This window comes from Wolbachia endosymbiont (group B) of Apotomis betuletana (assembly GCF_947250475.1).
GTDB lineage: Bacteria > Pseudomonadota > Alphaproteobacteria > Rickettsiales > Anaplasmataceae > Wolbachia.
In genome coordinates this window covers 23,264-36,430 of sequence record NZ_OX366320.1, presented here as the reverse complement: position 1 = coordinate 36,430, position 13,167 = coordinate 23,264, and the positions used below count along the sequence as shown (strand labels likewise).

Annotated in this window: 12 protein-coding genes, 1 tRNA gene and 1 pseudogene; 9 read left to right on the top strand and 5 right to left on the bottom strand. The window is 34.2% G+C overall.

The window, feature by feature from the left end:
- Positions 1-21: 21 nt before the first annotated feature.
- Positions 22-498: a 30S ribosomal protein S7 gene (gene rpsG, locus OOK82_RS00170; RefSeq protein WP_006014699.1), complete on the bottom strand. Its 477-nt coding sequence runs from the start codon at positions 496-498 to the stop codon at positions 22-24.
- Between the two features lie 5 nt (positions 499-503).
- Complete coding sequence (gene rpsL, locus OOK82_RS00165) at positions 504-878, bottom strand: 30S ribosomal protein S12 (protein WP_010406837.1); 375 nt, start codon at positions 876-878, stop codon at positions 504-506.
- 442 nt (positions 879-1,320) lie between these two features.
- Between rpsL and prmC the strand changes: the two genes are divergently transcribed.
- Positions 1,321-2,172, top strand: coding sequence for a peptide chain release factor N(5)-glutamine methyltransferase (gene prmC / locus OOK82_RS00160; protein WP_017532120.1), 852 nt, complete (start codon positions 1,321-1,323; stop codon positions 2,170-2,172).
- Positions 2,173-2,253: 81 nt separating this feature from the next.
- Positions 2,254-2,677, top strand: a pseudogene (locus OOK82_RS07645) (transposase); the annotation flags it as partial.
- Positions 2,678-2,888: 211 nt separating this feature from the next.
- On the opposite strand, the gene OOK82_RS00150 reads toward OOK82_RS07645, so the two are convergent.
- Positions 2,889-3,488 carry a BON domain-containing protein gene (locus OOK82_RS00150; RefSeq protein ID WP_010406846.1) on the bottom strand — a complete coding sequence of 200 codons (600 nt, stop codon included), beginning with the start codon at positions 3,486-3,488 and terminating at the stop codon, positions 2,889-2,891.
- Between the two features lie 256 nt (positions 3,489-3,744).
- Between OOK82_RS00150 and OOK82_RS00145 the strand changes: the two genes are divergently transcribed.
- From OOK82_RS00145 to lon, 5 genes are all read left to right on the top strand, one after another.
- Positions 3,745-3,826 (top strand) — tRNA-Leu (locus tag OOK82_RS00145).
- Positions 3,827-3,981: 155 nt separating this feature from the next.
- On the top strand, positions 3,982-5,325 hold the full coding sequence (gene tig / locus OOK82_RS00140; RefSeq protein WP_264704254.1) for a trigger factor: 1,344 nt from the start codon (positions 3,982-3,984) through the stop codon (positions 5,323-5,325).
- Between the two features lie 11 nt (positions 5,326-5,336).
- Positions 5,337-5,963 (top strand): ATP-dependent Clp endopeptidase proteolytic subunit ClpP, encoded by a 627-nt coding sequence (gene clpP / locus OOK82_RS00135; protein ID WP_139686893.1) that lies wholly within the window; start codon positions 5,337-5,339, stop codon positions 5,961-5,963.
- Positions 5,963-7,240 carry an ATP-dependent Clp protease ATP-binding subunit ClpX gene (clpX, locus tag OOK82_RS00130; RefSeq protein WP_264704253.1) on the top strand — a complete coding sequence of 426 codons (1,278 nt, stop codon included), beginning with the start codon at positions 5,963-5,965 and terminating at the stop codon, positions 7,238-7,240. Before clpP ends, clpX begins: the two co-directional genes overlap by 1 nt.
- 15 nt (positions 7,241-7,255) lie before the next feature.
- A complete protein-coding gene (gene lon / locus OOK82_RS00125) occupies positions 7,256-9,712 on the top strand; it encodes an endopeptidase La (RefSeq protein WP_264686639.1) in 2,457 nt (818 codons plus the stop codon).
- A 99-nt stretch (positions 9,713-9,811) separates the two neighbouring features.
- Here lon and OOK82_RS00120 read toward each other — a convergent pair whose 3' ends face one another.
- Entirely contained in the window at positions 9,812-11,368 is a 1,557-nt protein-coding gene (locus tag OOK82_RS00120) for a penicillin-binding transpeptidase domain-containing protein (protein WP_264686640.1), read from the bottom strand.
- A 20-nt stretch (positions 11,369-11,388) separates the two neighbouring features.
- Positions 11,389-12,159 carry a polysaccharide deacetylase family protein gene (locus tag OOK82_RS00115; RefSeq protein ID WP_264686641.1) on the bottom strand — a complete coding sequence of 257 codons (771 nt, stop codon included), beginning with the start codon at positions 12,157-12,159 and terminating at the stop codon, positions 11,389-11,391.
- A 120-nt stretch (positions 12,160-12,279) separates the two neighbouring features.
- Between OOK82_RS00115 and OOK82_RS00110 the strand changes: the two genes are divergently transcribed.
- Entirely contained in the window at positions 12,280-12,402 is a 123-nt protein-coding gene (locus OOK82_RS00110) for a hypothetical protein (protein ID WP_264337643.1), read from the top strand.
- An 84-nt stretch (positions 12,403-12,486) separates the two neighbouring features.
- The gene (locus tag OOK82_RS00105; RefSeq protein ID WP_012673223.1) at positions 12,487-13,146 is read left to right on the top strand and encodes a JAB domain-containing protein; all 660 of its coding nucleotides are present in this window, start codon (positions 12,487-12,489) and stop codon (positions 13,144-13,146) included.
- Positions 13,147-13,167 lie beyond the last annotated feature (21 nt).

Here is a 13,167-nt window from a genome sequence, read left to right as displayed (position 1 = left end):
ACCACAATCAATCAGCTAATATTAAAAACGAAGATGAGAAAATGCCTTATTAGCTTCAGCCATTTTATACTTTTCTTCACACATCTTAAATGCACCACCACATTTATTATAAGCATCTAATATTTCAGACTGCAAACAATAAACAGTAGTTCTACCGCTCTTTTTTCGAGCAGCAGAAGTTGCTCTAGCAATCCACCTTAATGCCAAAGAAATTGCTCTATCTTGACGAATTTCAACAGGGACTTGATAAGTTGCACCACCAATACGCCGAGAGCGTACTTCTATAGAAGGGGTAACATTTTCTACTGCTGTTTCAAAAATTGATAAGGCATCTTTGCCTATTTTCTTTTCAGCTAAGGACAAAGCACTATAAGCAATCTTTTCTGCAATAGATTTTTTACCACATTTCATAATTATATTAATAAAACGCATAAGCAAGACACTACCATAACGAGAGTCAGGGCTTGTTCTTTTTTTTGCTTTATTACGACGTGCCATAAATTTTAACCAGATTTCTTTACACCATATTTTGAACGAGCTTTCTTTCGATTTTGCACACCACGTAGATCAAGAGCACCTCTTATTATGTGATAACGTACACCCGGCAAATCCTTAACTCGCCCACCACGTATTAAAACAACAGAATGCTCTTGTAAATTATGACCTTCGCCAGGTATATAAGCCGTCACTTCACCGTATCCACTAATCTTTACTCTAGCTACCTTACGTAGTGCTGAATTAGGCTTTCTAGGAGTTGTAGTATATACCTTAGTGCAAACACCCCTTCTTTGAGGATTGCATTTTCCCAAAGCTGGCACCTTCTTCTTGCGAGTTAACCCTGATCTACCTTTACATATTAATTGATTTATCGTAGGCATATACTGTAAACTTAAAACTCTAAAAACAACTAAGTCTTAGTTATAAAATAATAAACCTCAATAGTCAATATAAAAATAAACATTACTACTCTAATAATCTCAGCCTAATTGCTTTGAAAGCTACTGATAATTATATGCTAAAGCGCATATTGGTTTTAATATTAAGAAATTATCACTTGCTGTGGTCGAATTAATATAGATATGGAACAAGTAATATACTGTGATGGCTATCAAAGAATATGCAGAAAATAATGCTTATAATAGAGCCAAGAGCTTCTAACATTAATGCAAAAATACCAACCGAACTAACCGAATTACCAGTAAAGCCGGATGATTTTTACAATCCTACTCTTGACACTTAGATTTAATGCAGCTACCCTAAGTTCAAAATTCTATACTCAATTTTGCTGTTCTTGCATACAAGGAACACGTTTTTAGAATAATGAAAACAATCAGCGCTTTAATTAAAGAAGGGTCAAAGCTACTATCATCACATAGAATTGAATCACCACATTTGGATTGTGAAATCATCATGCAGTACGTACTTGGAGTAGAAAGATCATTCACAATCATGAATCACATCAATCAGGTACCAAGAAACAAAGAACTTCTATTCTGGAAATTAACAAAAAAAAGAGCAGAAAGATATCCAATATCGCAAATAATAGGTAATCGTGAATTCTGGAGTAAAAATTTTATAGTTAACCAACATGTTCTAGATCCAAGACCAGATAGTGAGACAGTAATTTCAACAGTGTTAAAATATTACCAAAATAAGAAGCAAAAAATAAAAATTGCAGATTTTGGCACAGGCACAGGCTGTTTGTTGATCTCCGTACTTAGTGAGTATGAATATGCTATTGGAGTTGGTTTTGAAAAAAGCCTGGAAGCATACAAAATTACCTACCAGAACACAAAGAAACATAATCTTCTCAACAGAGCTAAAATATTTCCAAATTCGTGGATAGAATGCAGAGATTTATTTGATCTCATAATAAGCAATCCTCCATATATTAAAAGAAGTAAGTTAAAAGATCTGCAAGCTGAAGTGCAAAAAGAGCCAAGAATTGCTCTTGATGGCGGTATCGATGGATTGAGCTGTTACCTGAGTATTTTTCCAATATTGAAAAAGTGCCTTAAAAAAGATGGGTTTGCGATATTGGAAATAGGCGAAGATCAAAGCAATATTGACAAAATAATACCCTTATATGGACTGGCTTTTCAGGAATACGTATACGACTTGGCTGGAATGAAAAGATGCATTGTTGTAAAGCAAGATAAAGAACATGACTAGTAGAACGCTAGCTTTCTAAGAACCTGTTCATAATCTCAAGAAAGGCATAAAGTAAGAAATAGAGTGTATAAATTAGGATATATGAGGAGTGTATACCCAAGTGACATAAGTCGAGAGAAGTTTGAGATTATTTCACCAGATCTGGAGTCTTGTGGAAAAAACAAAACCAAGAAAACTTGATTTGTATGATATATTTTGCGAAGTGTTGTACGCCCTAAAAAGTGGTTATCAGTGGAGGATGCTACCAAAAGAGTTTCCAAAATGGCGCAATTGTTATGATTATTTCAAAAATGGAGTGAAAAAGTAAAAGGAAATAAAAAAAAGTATTTTGGAGTGCATGTTAAAAAAAATAGTTAGTGTGGTCCGACAAAACAATGTTTGGAAAGAAAAAATCAGCTTTTGCATAATTGACACTCAGAGTGTAAAGAACGCAGACACTGATGAAGAAAAAGGCTATGACGCTGGTAAAAAAATCTCAGGAATAAAACGCCATATCGCACGAGATATAGATGTTTGCTATTTATTCTTAAGCTTGGGAGTGTTAAATAGCATTTTACTTTTTTTAGTATGTAGAGATTTTCTAGGAATTATTCTATTGAATTCTATGATATTATTTTTTGTAACATTGTTATACATACCATAAGAGTGAACTGACGAAATTTGTAAAGGAATTTTATGGCTTAGCTACATGGTACTAACACTCAAGTAAATTTTCATCAATGACGCAATTTGCTATGTCTATATCTCACATAGCTTACAACTTGCTTTACTCCTTTTACTTTTCTTGCAATTGCTATTACAGCTTTTAATTCCGCCTTATTTTGAGCTATACCCATCAAATAAACGACTCTATCAACTGTATTAACGCTATAATTAATTGATTTAATATTTCTTTTTCCCAGAAGCCTCGTGCTTATCTCTGCTGTTATCATACCATCTACAGTAACATCTAGCATAGAAGCCATTTTAATTGGTGTGACTCTTATTTCATTTATCACTTCTTTAATCTCTTTTTGCTGCCAAGCTATTTTCTCTGCTGTGAGTTGCTTTTCATGATTATCAACATTTCCAATGAGTAATACTCTTCCTTCACTCACTTTAACTTTTATAGATGAGAACAGTCCGTGTTTTAAGAGTCCCTTATTGATTCTTATTACTATAGTTGTATCATCAATAATGTTTCCCAAGGATTTATCTTGCATTGTTATTGCTGTAGCCGCTGCAGTTGCTGTTACCACTATACCACTCACAAGAGTCGTACAGCCACTCTGTGTAATCAGAAAAATTGCGAGTAAGAAGCTTGCTATTAATCTCATTATTAATTTCCAGAGTTTAGAGCTTTAATTAAAGAATATTAATAAGCTTTTTTTATTGTGTAAATACTATAAATTGAATAAGCCTTGAATATTTCTAAGACAGTACTTATCTCAATAATGTTAGTTAAAGTAATTCAGGCTTAGATTCATAGTGGAGTTAACCAGTATTATAAGTTCAGTCTGTGGTACTAAAATCTAATCTTTAAATTGCATAAGATGAAAGAAGTGGTTATCTATAAGTTAATGAAGGGTTCTTGCGGATATGGCGAAATTGGTAGACGTGCCAGGTTTAGGTCCTGGTGAGCTTGCTCGTGGGGGTTCAAGTCCCTCTATCCGCACTTAAAGTCATGTAACTCAGGTTTTAAGAGAAAATTTATAATCACTAAGTACACTTTTGTTTGTATAAGAACCTGTTCTTAAGGATTGTATTTAACTTAAATTCTGGTAAAATGGCTTTATTAAAACATAAATAAAATATTGATAACAGGTTGTAATGTCTAGTAATATAACTCAAAATGCAGTCGAAGCAGATACATTAAGTAATATATATACCTATAAGGAACTTAGTGTAGATAAACTAAAGTATGAGTATGAAATCACAGTTAGTAGTGATTATATAGAACAAAAGATAAACTCTAGATTACAAGAAATAGCGAAGGATGCAAAATTGCCTGGATTTAGATCCGGAAAGATGCCTTACGATCTTGTTGTTACAAATTATAAAAACGAAGCTTTGGAATATGTGATAAAAGATACGATTGACTATTGCTCAAGTGATTTAATGAAAAAAATCGAAGTTAAGTCTCACATCCATCCTAAGGTTGATATTATGTCATTACCAAACCTGGATAAAAAGGATGAAAAAGGCGACTTTCTGTACAAATTATCTTTTGAATCGATGCCAAAAGTGCCAGTAATAGATCTTGATAAAATAAATTTGAAGAAAGTTAAGGCAAAAATCAAAGAGGGAGACATAAAAGAATTTATTGATTCTATAAAAACAAAATTTCCTAACTTTGTCTCTGTTGATGATGCTTCTTATCAAGCAAAAAACGAGGATAAACTGATAATTGACTTTGAAGGGCGAATTAGAAATAAGCTCTTTCAAGGTGGAAGTGGCAAAAATTTTACTGTTAATTTAGGATCTGGAACATTTATAAATGGTTTTGAAGATCAATTAATTGGCATGAAAAAAGGGGAAACAAAAAGCTTTAAGTTGAGATTTCCTGAAGATTACCAGGTAATTTCCCTTGCGGGGCAGGAGGCTGCTTTTTCTGTTCGAGTTAATGATATTCAGATTGCCGAAGATTTGCAAAGTGATAATGAAATAGCTAGGAGAATTGGTTTTGAAGATCATTCTTCGCTAATAAATCATGTAAAAGAAGTAATTGATAATCAGTGTAAAGAAATGGGAGATCTCTTAATTAAGAAAGAGCTATTTGATTGTTTGGATGCTAGTTATAGTTTTGATTTGCCTATAGAAGTAGTAAAACAGGAACAGCAGAGAGTGGAAAGAGAGTTGAATGCTAAAGATGATTCTTGTAAAGAAGCTGAAAGACGTGTAAAGCTTGCAATGCTATTTATGGAGTTCAGTAAAGAACATGAAATATCATTAACTCAAAGTGATATTATGAATGTTATTGTAAATCAATATGTCAGTAAAGATGTATCATTTGACAGAGTATTTAAACATTTTAAATCAGACGGACAATTTCAGGAATTCGTTAGAGGGCAAGCGCTTGAGTATAAAGTGACAGATTATATGATAGAAAAAGCTAGTAAAGAAGAACAGATTGTTTCTGTGAAAGAATTAAAGGAATTATTTGATAATATTTGATAGGAAAAGGTATGACTCTTATACCAATTGTAGTTGAACAAACTAGTCGCGGTGAGCGGGCTTATGACATATATTCAAGGCTAGTAAAAGAAAGAATAATTTTCGTAACTGGCCCTATTGAAGACAACATGGCCAGCGTAATAGTAGCACAGCTTTTATTTTTAGAATCGGAAAATCCTGATAAAGACATTCATATGTATATTAATTCGCCAGGCGGTGTTGTAACTGCTGGTTTATCAATCTACGATACAATGCAGTACATAAGTCCAGACGTTTCAACTTTATGTATAGGTCAAGCTGCATCTATGGGTTCTTTGTTGCTTGCAGCTGGTGCGAAAGGTAAGCGCCACTCTCTACCTCATTCAAGAATTATGATACATCAACCATCTGGTGGTTATCAAGGTCAAGCAACTGATATAGAAATACATGCTAAGGAAATTTTGCGAATTAAGAAAAAGCTAAATCAAATTTATGAAAAACATACTGGGCATTCACTCAAGAAGATTGAAGGAATGATGGAAAGAGATAAATTTTTGGATCCTATAGAAGCAATGAAACTTGGCTTGATTGATAAAGTAATAGCTGAGCGTAAAGATATGAAGATTGAAAATATTAAAGTTAAACAAAAGGTAGTTTAATGGATAACAATAATGATTTACACTACTGTTCTTTTTGTAACAAGGCACAAAACGAAGTAGATAAATTGATTACTAACTCTTCAGATGGTTTAAAGGTGTTCATTTGTAATGAATGCATAGAGTTATCCCATAAAGCAATAAGTCAAAAGAAAGAGAGAGCTTTTAATTCAGATCATATATCTGATATGAAGCTATTACTAAAGAAACCTGAAGATATAAAAAATTTTCTTAGTAAGCATGTTGTAGGTCAGGAACATGCGCAACACGTTTTATCTGTGGCTATGTATAACCATTGTCAATCCATGATGCAACTTCATTCTATAAGTGATATTGAAATTGAGAAGTCAAATATAATGCTTATTGGCCCTACTGGTTCTGGTAAGACTTTGCTAGCAAAAACACTTGCTAAAGTTTCAGATGTGCCATTTGCTATGGCCGATGCGACAACTTTGACTGAGGCAGGTTATGTAGGTGATGATGTAGAAAGCGTGTTGTCACGTCTATTACAAGCTGCAAATTATGATGTTGCAAAGGCACAGCATGGTATAGTGTTTATCGATGAAATAGATAAGATCACAAGAAAGTCTGAAAGCGCTTCAATAACCCGTGATGTTTCAGGTGAAGGGGTCCAACAAGCTCTACTAAAAATCATGGAAGGTACGGTTGCTTATGTTCCTCCACAAGGAGGGCGAAAACACCCGCAACAAGAGTTTATACAAGTAGACACTAGTAACATACTATTTATTTGTGGAGGAGCTTTTGAAGGCCTAAATAAAATTATTGAGGCAAGAAAAAAGGGAACATCAGTTGGCTTTGGAGCAGATATAAGTCAGTCTAAAACACAAAAGAAAAAAAATGCTTTACGCGATGCTCAACCTGAGGACTTAATCAAATTCGGTTTGATACCCGAATTTGTAGGACGGGTTCCAATAACTGCTGTTCTAGATGAGCTGGATCACGAGGATTTAATACATGTGTTGACAGAGCCAAGAAATGCGCTAGTAAAACAATATAAAGCATTGCTTGCATTTAGTAAAGTAAACCTTGAGTTTTCAGATGAAGCAATATCAGCTATTGCTAAAAAAGCTATAAGCTATAAAACAGGTGCAAGGATGTTACGTGCTATCTTAGAGTCACTTTTGCTTGATGTTATGTATACAGCTGGCAATGGAGGTTTTGAAGGTAGCGCTATAACGGTTACTAAGAAAATGGTAGAATTAGGCAAAGCGACGATTAATCATAATAATAAGGGTAGTGTTATAACGGTTAATGATTAATTTGAGGCATATATTATGAGTATTGGACGTGCTGTAAACTTTAATTCTACTGTATTACCAGTATTACCTCTAAGAGATGTAGTAATTTTTCCAAATATAATGTTGCCTTTATTCGTAGGTAGAGAAAAATCTGTTCATGCACTAGAGTATGCAATAAGTAGCAGTAGTCACCAAAACGAGATTTTTCTCATAGCACAAAAAGATGGTTCTATTGATAATCCAGAGCCAGAGAATCTTTATGAAGTAGGCGTGTTAGCAAACATTATACAACCATTAATAAAACTGCCTGACAATGCAGTAAAAGTCATGATTCATGGGGTAAGAAGGGGAAGAGTTATAGAATATATTAGCTCTCACACTTTGTTACAGGCCAGAGTAGCGTTAGATGGTCATTATGAGTATGGAGAAAATGAAGATAATATTGATTTAGAAGCTTTAAGGCGTTCTGTTATAGATGCATTCGACAATTGGTGTAAACTAAGCAAGAAAAGTCGACCCGAGATTATTATTGACCCCATTGATCAAGTTAAAGAGGTTAATCAAATTGTAGATATGATAGCTTCGCACTTAAATATAAAGGTATCAGATAAGCAAAACATACTTGAAGTTTATAACCCAAAAGAGCGTTTAAAAAAAGTTTTTGCTCTTATTGAGAGAGAAATAAGTATTTTGAGTGCACAAAACCGCTTGTATAAGACAATTAAATCACAGGTTGAAAGTACTCAAAAAGTTTACTACCTTAATGAGCAATTAAAAGCTATACAGAAAGAATTAGGTGAGTTTGAAAATGGAGATGAAGGGAATATACTCAATGAATTTGAAAAAAAGATAAATGAAACAAAGCTTTCTGAGGAAGCAAAAGAGAAAGCCATAACTGACTTAAAGAGATATAAGAAAATGAATCCCATTTCTCCTGAAGCAACAGTTATATCTAGTTACTTGCATTGGTTGCTTGATTTGCCATGGGGAAAGTACAAAGATGCAAAAATTAACTTAAATGCGGCTAAAAAAATCTTAGATGAAAATCATTATGGCATAGAGAAAGTAAAAGATAGAATAATAGAATTTTTAGCAGTATTAAAGAGAGTAAAAGAGATAAAGGGTCCTATACTTTGCTTAGTTGGACCACCTGGTGTTGGTAAAACTTCTTTAGCTAAGTCTATGGCAAAAGCAGTAGGAAGAGATTTTGTTCGCATATCTCTTGGTGGTATACGTGATGAGTCTGAAATACGAGGACACAGAAAAACTTATATTGGCTCAATGCCTGGTAAAGTCATTCAACACATGAAAAAAGCTAATTCATGCAACCCGCTTTTTCTGCTTGATGAAATAGATAAGATGGGTTCTGATTCGCGTGGTGATCCTGCATCTGCATTACTTGAGGTTTTGGATACTGAGCACAATAAACACTTTACGGATCATTACTTGGAAGTTGAATTTGATCTTTCAAGTGTAATGTTTGTAGCTACGGCAAACAGCTTAAATTTGCCACATCCTTTGCGTGATAGGATGGAAATTATACAATTATCTGGATATAGCGAAGATGAGAAGATCAGTATTGCTACGCATCACCTTATTCCAAAATTAAAAAAAGAGCATGGTTTGCATCAGAAGGAGTGGAAAATAACTAATGAAGCATTATACGAGTTGATACGTTTATATACACGTGAGAGCGGCGTGCGAAGCATGGAAAGGGAACTTGCAAAGCTCATGAGAAAAGCAGTTAAAGCAATATTAACTGATAAAAATAAGAAAATATCCGTAGAGGTTGGTAATTTACAAGATTACCTAGGGGTACGTAAGTATACCTTTGGCATTGCAGAAAATGAGAGTTTGGTAGGGGTAGTAACTGGTCTCGCCTATACTGAAACAGGTGGTGATATTTTAATGATAGAGTCAGTCCTAATTCCGGGCAAGGGGGAAATAAAATACACAGGAAAGCTTGGAGAGGTTATGCAAGAGTCTATAAAAGCTGCGTATAGTTATGTGCGATCAAATTGTTTATTTTTCGGTATAAAACCCGAAAAATTTCAAAATAATGATATACATTTGCATGTACCTGAGGGTGCTGTGCCAAAAGATGGTCCCTCTGCTGGCAGTGCAGTATGTACATCTATTGTTTCTCTTATGACAAATATACCAGTTAACAAAAGTGTTGCTATGACAGGTGAAGTAACATTGCGTGGTAGAGTGTTGGCTATTGGGGGTTTGAGAGAAAAATTGCTTGCTGCGCTAAGAGGATCAATCAAAACTGTGATTATACCAAGTGAAAATGAGAAAGATATGCAAGAGATTCCTGCAAATATAAAAGAAGAAATCAATGTAATTTTTGCTGAGAATATTGATGAAGTTATAAAAGTTGCTTTGATGCACCCTATTACTTCAATTGATGATAATAACGAAATTAGTGTGTCTACCTCCATAGAAAATAAGGATAATACCTTCCCTTCATCAGAAACATTAAAGCACTAAATTGAAAAGGTTTATGCAATTTTCGTTTCTTTTTTTTAACCTCAAAGCTCTGATTTGAATATATAAATTACAAGTAACATATATGGCAATTTCATAAGTTCATTTTTCAAGCATATATTGCAATATCTCACTAGCAATTGCAACATCTTGGCGTGGAGTTTTACCATGTTCTATAAACACTGAGATTGCATAGCGCGGATCATGGTAGGGGCCATAAGCGATAAACAATTTATGACTTTCACCTTTAGAGTTTATCTCTGGTGTTCCGGTTTTGCCAGCAATTTGTATACTGCCTAGTCCTTTTCTATAGTTAGAATTCACCACGTCAAACATAGCTTTTCGAACCACACTAAGATGCTCATGATTCACATCAATATCAAGAAAGTCTTGCCCTGATTTACTCATCTCAATGTGGGGAATTACCTCCTTTCCTGTTGCAACCCTCGCTGCAAGAACCGCAAGCTGTAATGGCGTTGTAAGTAAATACCCTTGTCCTATAACTAAGTTAATGGTATCACCTAAATACCACTCTGAATATAGCTTGCGTGCACGCCAATTCATGTCAGGCAACAATCCCGGAGCTTCTTCCTTAAACATTCCAATTAATGGTCCACTTCCTATACCAAATTTGCTAGCCATTTCTAGTAGAGAATCTACATTTATTTTTTTTCCTATATTATAAAAGTAAGTGTTGCATGAGAGAGCCATTGCCTCATTTAAAGATACATATCCATGAACTTTGCTTTTCATGCAACGAAATTTCCGCTCACCTATCTTCATATATCCCCTACACGAGAATTTTTCTTCTGGTGTTATTATTCCATCTTTTAAACCCGCAAGCGCATCTATTATTTTAAATATTGAACCAGGTGGAATTTGATATGATAATGCACGGTTTACAAGCGGTAACGAAGGAATATTTAAACTTTCCCAAGTTTCATTTGATAATCTGCTAGTGAAAAGATTATTATCGTAAGAAGGTGAGTTATACAATGCTAAAATTTCTCCGTTATTTACATCAATTACCACTGTGGAACCTTGGTGGTCTTTAAATATCTCTGCGATTTTTTTCTGTAAATCAACATCAATTGTCAGCTGTACATCTTGTCCGTCTTGTTGAGGTATGCTAGACAACTCTCTCATGATACGCTTCTTAGAATTTATTTCCTGCTCAGACTTGCCTGTCCTGCCTTTTAATATATCATCATATGTATATTCAATGCCACTAACCCCTGCTTCGTTTATGCCTTGCTGTCTTTTCGTGTATCCGATTATATGAGAACATATCGAACCAAATGGGTAGTAACGTTTATAAAGAGCAGTTATTCTTCTTTCTGATGATTTTATCGCATCAGGTTTAATTTCTGATAACATCTGAAAATCAACTTCCCTAGTAAAGGTTTTTTGCCCATCAAATAAAACAATATACGAAATTTTGTTTACTGCGAGTTCAACGCTATTCCTATCCAAAATCCTGCCTCGTTTAGGCACAATAGTAACAACTTTTATCCTATTATTATTGGATAGCACTTCATATTTTTGTCTATCTCGTACTTGTAAAGTATACAACCTATAACTAAAAATAGCAGAAATAGTAAGCTGAATACCACCTAATATGAATGCCCTGCGGTTGAAGACCTTGTTTTTTGTCCACATAGAATTCCTTTAGAACGCACTCATCCTCCTTTTATTGGCACATTTCTAGCTTTCACTACATCACAAACCCTTTCTTCCCACTCACTTAAGGTAACAAGTTTGTAACCCGATTTTTTTAGTATTTCAATAATCTGAGGTAAAGCTTCAACTGTATTTGATTTGTTATCGTGATCATGGAACAATATAATCGCTCCATTATGTACATTGCTTAAAACTCTTTCAACCAAAATCTCTGATTTATCACCTTGCCAATCCAGAGAATCGACTGTCCATAATATGGAATACATATTTAATCGATTAGTATTTTCGATCAAATTATCGTTATGACATCCATATGGTGGGCGAAACCATTTTACATTCTGTTCTGTTGCATTTTTAATTGCCACATTTGTCTTTTCCAGCTCTTGCAATTGTTCCTCACTTGAAAGTGATGTCAACTTCCTATGCGACCAAGAGTGATTGCCTAACTCATGACCTGCTTCATGGATTTTCTTTACTATCTCATATGTTTTTTTATTTATACGTCCACCAAGCACAAAAAATGTCGCTTTTGTTTTATTGCTCTCCAGAATATTAATAATATCTCCTGCTCTATTATAAGACGGTCCATCATCAAACGTAAGTGCAACGAACTTATCTTTGTTATTCAATAATTTCTTTATATTACTTAAATTTCTATATGATAGATCCAAATCACAACTGAGCCCACGATATGGTAAGTTAAAGTTACAATCACTACAGAAAACTGCGCTTGAATATAGCAAAAGAAAAGCGATTATTCTTATAAACATATATAATCAGCAAAGTGATAGAGTACTACACTTTTTTGCTAAATTAAACCACTTTTAACAGCTACTGTTTACTTCGTTACTTTGTCAATATATTATATTAATAACTTTATATAATATAGTATGATTGCAAATATAAATACCGTTGCTCTTCAGGGAACCAGCACAGTAAATGTTAATGCACAAATTCACATGGCAAATGGTATTCCAGCTTTTAAAGCAACAAGGACAACATTGCAAATTTAGAGTTCAAAAGGGTTATTCCTCGAGAACTACTGCGTCAGAAAGCTGGCGTTGAATTTGTATATAATGTTGACCTTGGAGGTTTTTATGAATAATAGTGAGAGAAAAGAAAAATTGGAAACTCGCATTTTATCAAGTAGAGGCAGGTCTTTACTTGACCATGAGCTACTGGAACGTACTCTATCTGAATGTGAAGAAGGAAGAGAAGTGGCCAAAAAGCTAATAGAGCTCTTTAGTAGTTTAGGAAGGGTAATTAACGCTGACTTTCATGAGCTAAAAAATGTTACAGGAATGAATGATGGAGCAATAGCAAGTATCTTTTGTCTGAAAGAGATTTTCGATAGGATACTGAAAGGTAAGTTAAAAAAGCTGTCGATTCTTGATAACAGAGAAGAGCTACTAAAATACTTTAAAACAGCAATAGGGCAGTCACGAAAGGAAAGCTTGCGAGTAATATACTTAGATCGAAGTGGTCATTTGATATACGAGTATATTCAAGACTGTGGAACTATAGACAGAGTACCTCTATATGTGAGAGAAATAATCAAACAGGGATTACTGATCGATGCATCATCTATTGCAATTTCACATAATCATCCAAGTGGAGATACAGAACCATCAAAGGAGGATGAGGATAACACACTTACATTAGCTGCAACCTGCGAAAATGTAGGAATGAAATTAATAGATCACATAATCGTAACACAGAAGAGCCACTTTAGTTTTTATGATAGTGGTTTATTGTAATCTGTAGACCGGAAGGAAAGT

What these genes read in the sequence shown, in the direction of transcription:
- rpsG (WP_006014699.1), bottom strand. Translation starts at nt 498, where the DNA reads ATGGCACGTCGTAATAAAGCAAAAAAAAGAACAAGCCCTGACTCTCGT.
- rpsL (WP_010406837.1), bottom strand. Translation starts at nt 878, where the DNA reads ATGCCTACGATAAATCAATTAATATGTAAAGGTAGATCAGGGTTAACT.
- prmC (WP_017532120.1), top strand. Translation starts at nt 1,321, where the DNA reads ATGAAAACAATCAGCGCTTTAATTAAAGAAGGGTCAAAGCTACTATCA.
- OOK82_RS00150 (WP_010406846.1), bottom strand. Translation starts at nt 3,488, where the DNA reads ATGAGATTAATAGCAAGCTTCTTACTCGCAATTTTTCTGATTACACAG.
- tig (WP_264704254.1), top strand. Translation starts at nt 3,982, where the DNA reads ATGTCTAGTAATATAACTCAAAATGCAGTCGAAGCAGATACATTAAGT.
- clpP (WP_139686893.1), top strand. Translation starts at nt 5,337, where the DNA reads ATGACTCTTATACCAATTGTAGTTGAACAAACTAGTCGCGGTGAGCGG.
- clpX (WP_264704253.1), top strand. Translation starts at nt 5,963, where the DNA reads ATGGATAACAATAATGATTTACACTACTGTTCTTTTTGTAACAAGGCA.
- lon (WP_264686639.1), top strand. Translation starts at nt 7,256, where the DNA reads ATGAGTATTGGACGTGCTGTAAACTTTAATTCTACTGTATTACCAGTA.
- OOK82_RS00120 (WP_264686640.1), bottom strand. Translation starts at nt 11,368, where the DNA reads ATGTGGACAAAAAACAAGGTCTTCAACCGCAGGGCATTCATATTAGGT.
- OOK82_RS00115 (WP_264686641.1), bottom strand. Translation starts at nt 12,159, where the DNA reads ATGTTTATAAGAATAATCGCTTTTCTTTTGCTATATTCAAGCGCAGTT.
- OOK82_RS00110 (WP_264337643.1), top strand. Translation starts at nt 12,280, where the DNA reads ATGATTGCAAATATAAATACCGTTGCTCTTCAGGGAACCAGCACAGTA.
- OOK82_RS00105 (WP_012673223.1), top strand. Translation starts at nt 12,487, where the DNA reads ATGAATAATAGTGAGAGAAAAGAAAAATTGGAAACTCGCATTTTATCA.